1 protein-coding gene and 1 pseudogene are annotated in these 2,955 nt (G+C 62.8%); both read right to left on the bottom strand.

What is annotated here, in order from left to right; translation table 11 throughout:
* Window positions 1-146: 146 nt before the first annotated feature.
* A pseudogene (locus RT662_RS10820) lies at window positions 147-778 on the bottom strand (tyrosine-type recombinase/integrase).
* 214 nt (window positions 779-992) lie between these two features.
* Window positions 993-2,955 (bottom strand): TonB-dependent receptor (locus RT662_RS10815; RefSeq protein WP_313670714.1); only part of this gene is annotated, 1,963 nt, incomplete at its 5' end.

Here is a 2,955-nt window from a genome sequence, read left to right as displayed (position 1 = left end):
GAGACTTTCGTACGCCTCGCGGCGCCCGAAACTCTGCACGATGGCGGACTGGCAGCTTGCGGGAAGTCCAAGGCGCGTAAGCTGCCATTTCCCGGTGTTATATGAGCAATGACGGTTAACCGCCGGGTGGCGATGAGCCGTCTTGTTCAAATTTCAGTTCGCTCCGACAGTGTCAGGGCATCGTCGATATCCACGCCCAGATACCGCACCGTCGTCTCGATCTTGGTGTGGCCAAGCAGGATCTGTACTGCCCTCAGATTGCCAGTGGCCTTGTAGATCAGCGCGGCCTTGGTGCGCCTCAGCGAATGCGTGCCATAGTCGCGAACATCAAGCCCAATGGCGCCAACCCATTCGTCAACCAGGCGGCATATTGGCGGGTGCTCATGTGGCCGGCACGATTGATGCGACTTGGGAAGATAAAGTCGTCGATTGAGCCTCCACAGCAGGTAAGCCATGCAAGAAGGCTTTCCCGGACATCCTTGCCGAGTTCAAATTGAACCGGCTTTCCTGTCTTTTGCTGAATAACGGTGGCCCGGTTGCACATGGCACCGCCTGCCACGACGTCGCCGATTCTCAGTTTTACGACGTCACAACCACGCAGCTTGCTGTCGAGAGCTAGATCGAAAAGCGCACGATCGCGCCGCCGATGGTGTTCATCGAGATAAAAGCGGATTGCCTAAACGTCGCGTGGTTTGAGAGGTCGCTTTGCACCAATCATGCGGCCGGCATTCCATGGGATCAACTTTTGCCCGATAGGATCGAACTGCGACTTGCCCATTCATAGTCTCCTACGGCCGAAATGGCCGCGGGAGACTATATTGGAATACAGGTTTTCCTCGTGCCGCAGCATGCCGACTTGCGAACGAACCGTTATCAGTCACTTGAGGGTCTTCAGGCGCGCGGTCACGTCCTTGCACTTGTTGGCGTCGGCGATACCGGCAAAAGCCATATTGGTGCCCTGCTCATAGGCCGCCAGCTTGGTCAGATAGGCGCTAGAAGTCGACAGTGAGATAGCCGCCGATGCGCCTGCCCGGGATCAGATCATAGGCTCCGGCACCCTGCAGTTCAAACCCCTGCAGATCGGTGAGGTTCTCGACCTGCACCCGCAGCAGCACCGATTGGCCCGCCAGCTTGAAACTGTAACGTGCGCCCAAGTCGACCAGCGTGCGGGCCGGGATAGATGTCAGCGCACTCACGGTGGATGTTTCCGGGCTGCGGTGGCTGATGGCCACGTCCATGCCCAGCCCCTCCAGGATCGGCGGGCGCCAATCAAGATTGACCTCAATCCGCCGGCTGATCGCGCCCACCGGCCGATCCCCCACCCGGCCCAGCGCCACGCCATCGCCAGTCACGCGCGGCCACAGCAATACACTGCCTGCCACGATACTGAACCGCTTGGTAATTGGCCCGGACAGCGAAAGCTCGATGCCGCGGTTGATCACCTCTCCCAGCGCATCAAAACGCCCGTTTGCGTCGAGGTTGAAATAGGGTTTGCGCACATCGAATAGGCCAGCGACCAGCCGCACATCATCGCTGATCGCCCACCTCAGGCCAGCGTCACGCTGGCCTGTGCGGATGGCCGGCAGCGCCTCGTTGCGGTTGGCGGCGTTGCCCGGCGCGATGCCGCTTTCCTCCAGCCCGGTAACGGTGCCGGCATAGGCCACTAGGCGCGGCGTGATCTCGATGGCCAGCGTGGCATTGTAGAGCAAGGGCGAGGCATCGGTTGCCACCGGTGGCAAGCTGGGCAGGCCAATGCGTTTCGAATAGCGCGTGCCCTGCACGCCCAGGCTCAATTCGCCCACGCCCGGCCAGCGTGCTTCCCAGGCAATGCCGGCGATAATCTGGCGCACTCGGTCCTTCTGCTGCTCGCCAAAGTTGAAATCGGGCGCCGGCACCGTGGTGGGTGCGAAAATGCTGGTGGGCCCCAGATCGATGAAGTCGGAGCCGTCAAAGCGCCGGTCCCCCGCGCGTGCCCGCACGCTGGCGTGGATGCGGTGGGTGCGCGGGCCGTCCGTGACGGTGCGCGTCAGCCGCAACTCACCGCTTGTGCTGGCAAATTTCACCGGCGGGTCGGCGATCACCAACTGCTCCCCGTTTCCAGCCTGATCCATATCCGTAACGAGATTGGCAAAGCCGCGCGTATCATCAAACAGCGAACGGAAAAGCCCGGCCCGCAGCTCCCAGCCCGGCGCCAGCCGCCAGGTGCCCAGCACGCCGGTGTTGAATGCCACGCCGCGATAGCGCGCCCAATCCGGCCCCTTGAAGAAGCGGCGCGGCAATTGCGGCGGTAGGCCCTCGCCAGACGGCAGGAAAATTGGCCCGGTCTCATCAAAGCCTTCGGAGCGGGCGGCAAACGGCACGATCTCGATCGCGTCTGTCGGCGCATAGCGGGCGGCGAGCGAGAATTGCCAGAAGCTGGCGCGGGTGGCGTTGTAGAAGCGATCATCGAACAGCGCACCACCGGCCGCGACGCTCAACCCCTTGGCCACCGGCAGATTGGCATCCACCTCCAGCGCGGCATTGCCCCATTGGTTCGATGCCCCCAGCACGCTGACCGCCGCTTCATCGCCGGGCTTGCGAAAGGCATAATCCACGATCCCTGTGGGCGCCGGAAATGGGCTGCCCAGCGCCGACAAGCCAACGCGGATGGTGGTGGCCCGCCTTAGCCGCGGGTTGAGCCCCCACACCTGATCGAAATAGAGACCGTCGATGCGCACATTGCCCGCCTGCGTCGGCGAAAAGCCACGCACATCGTCGGCGTTATACAGCCCGATCGTCTCCCGCCCGATCGAGGTGCCAAAGGCATCGCCGGCGCTGCGCACGGCATTCTCCTCCGCCCGCGCACCGGTCGCAGCGGTGCTTTCGTCCACAGTCTGCGCTGCAGCCGGCAGCGCCAGCAGCAGCGCACAAGGGCCAAGCCGCACCACGCGTCGAACGATCAGGCCAGTTGGACCC

It is taken from the genome of Sandarakinorhabdus sp. (assembly GCF_032115815.1).
In the GTDB taxonomy this organism is placed as follows: Bacteria; Pseudomonadota; Alphaproteobacteria; order Sphingomonadales; family Sphingomonadaceae; genus Sandarakinorhabdus.
The sequence above is the reverse complement of the archived record's forward strand: the minus strand, read 5'-3'. Positions and strand labels throughout refer to the sequence as shown.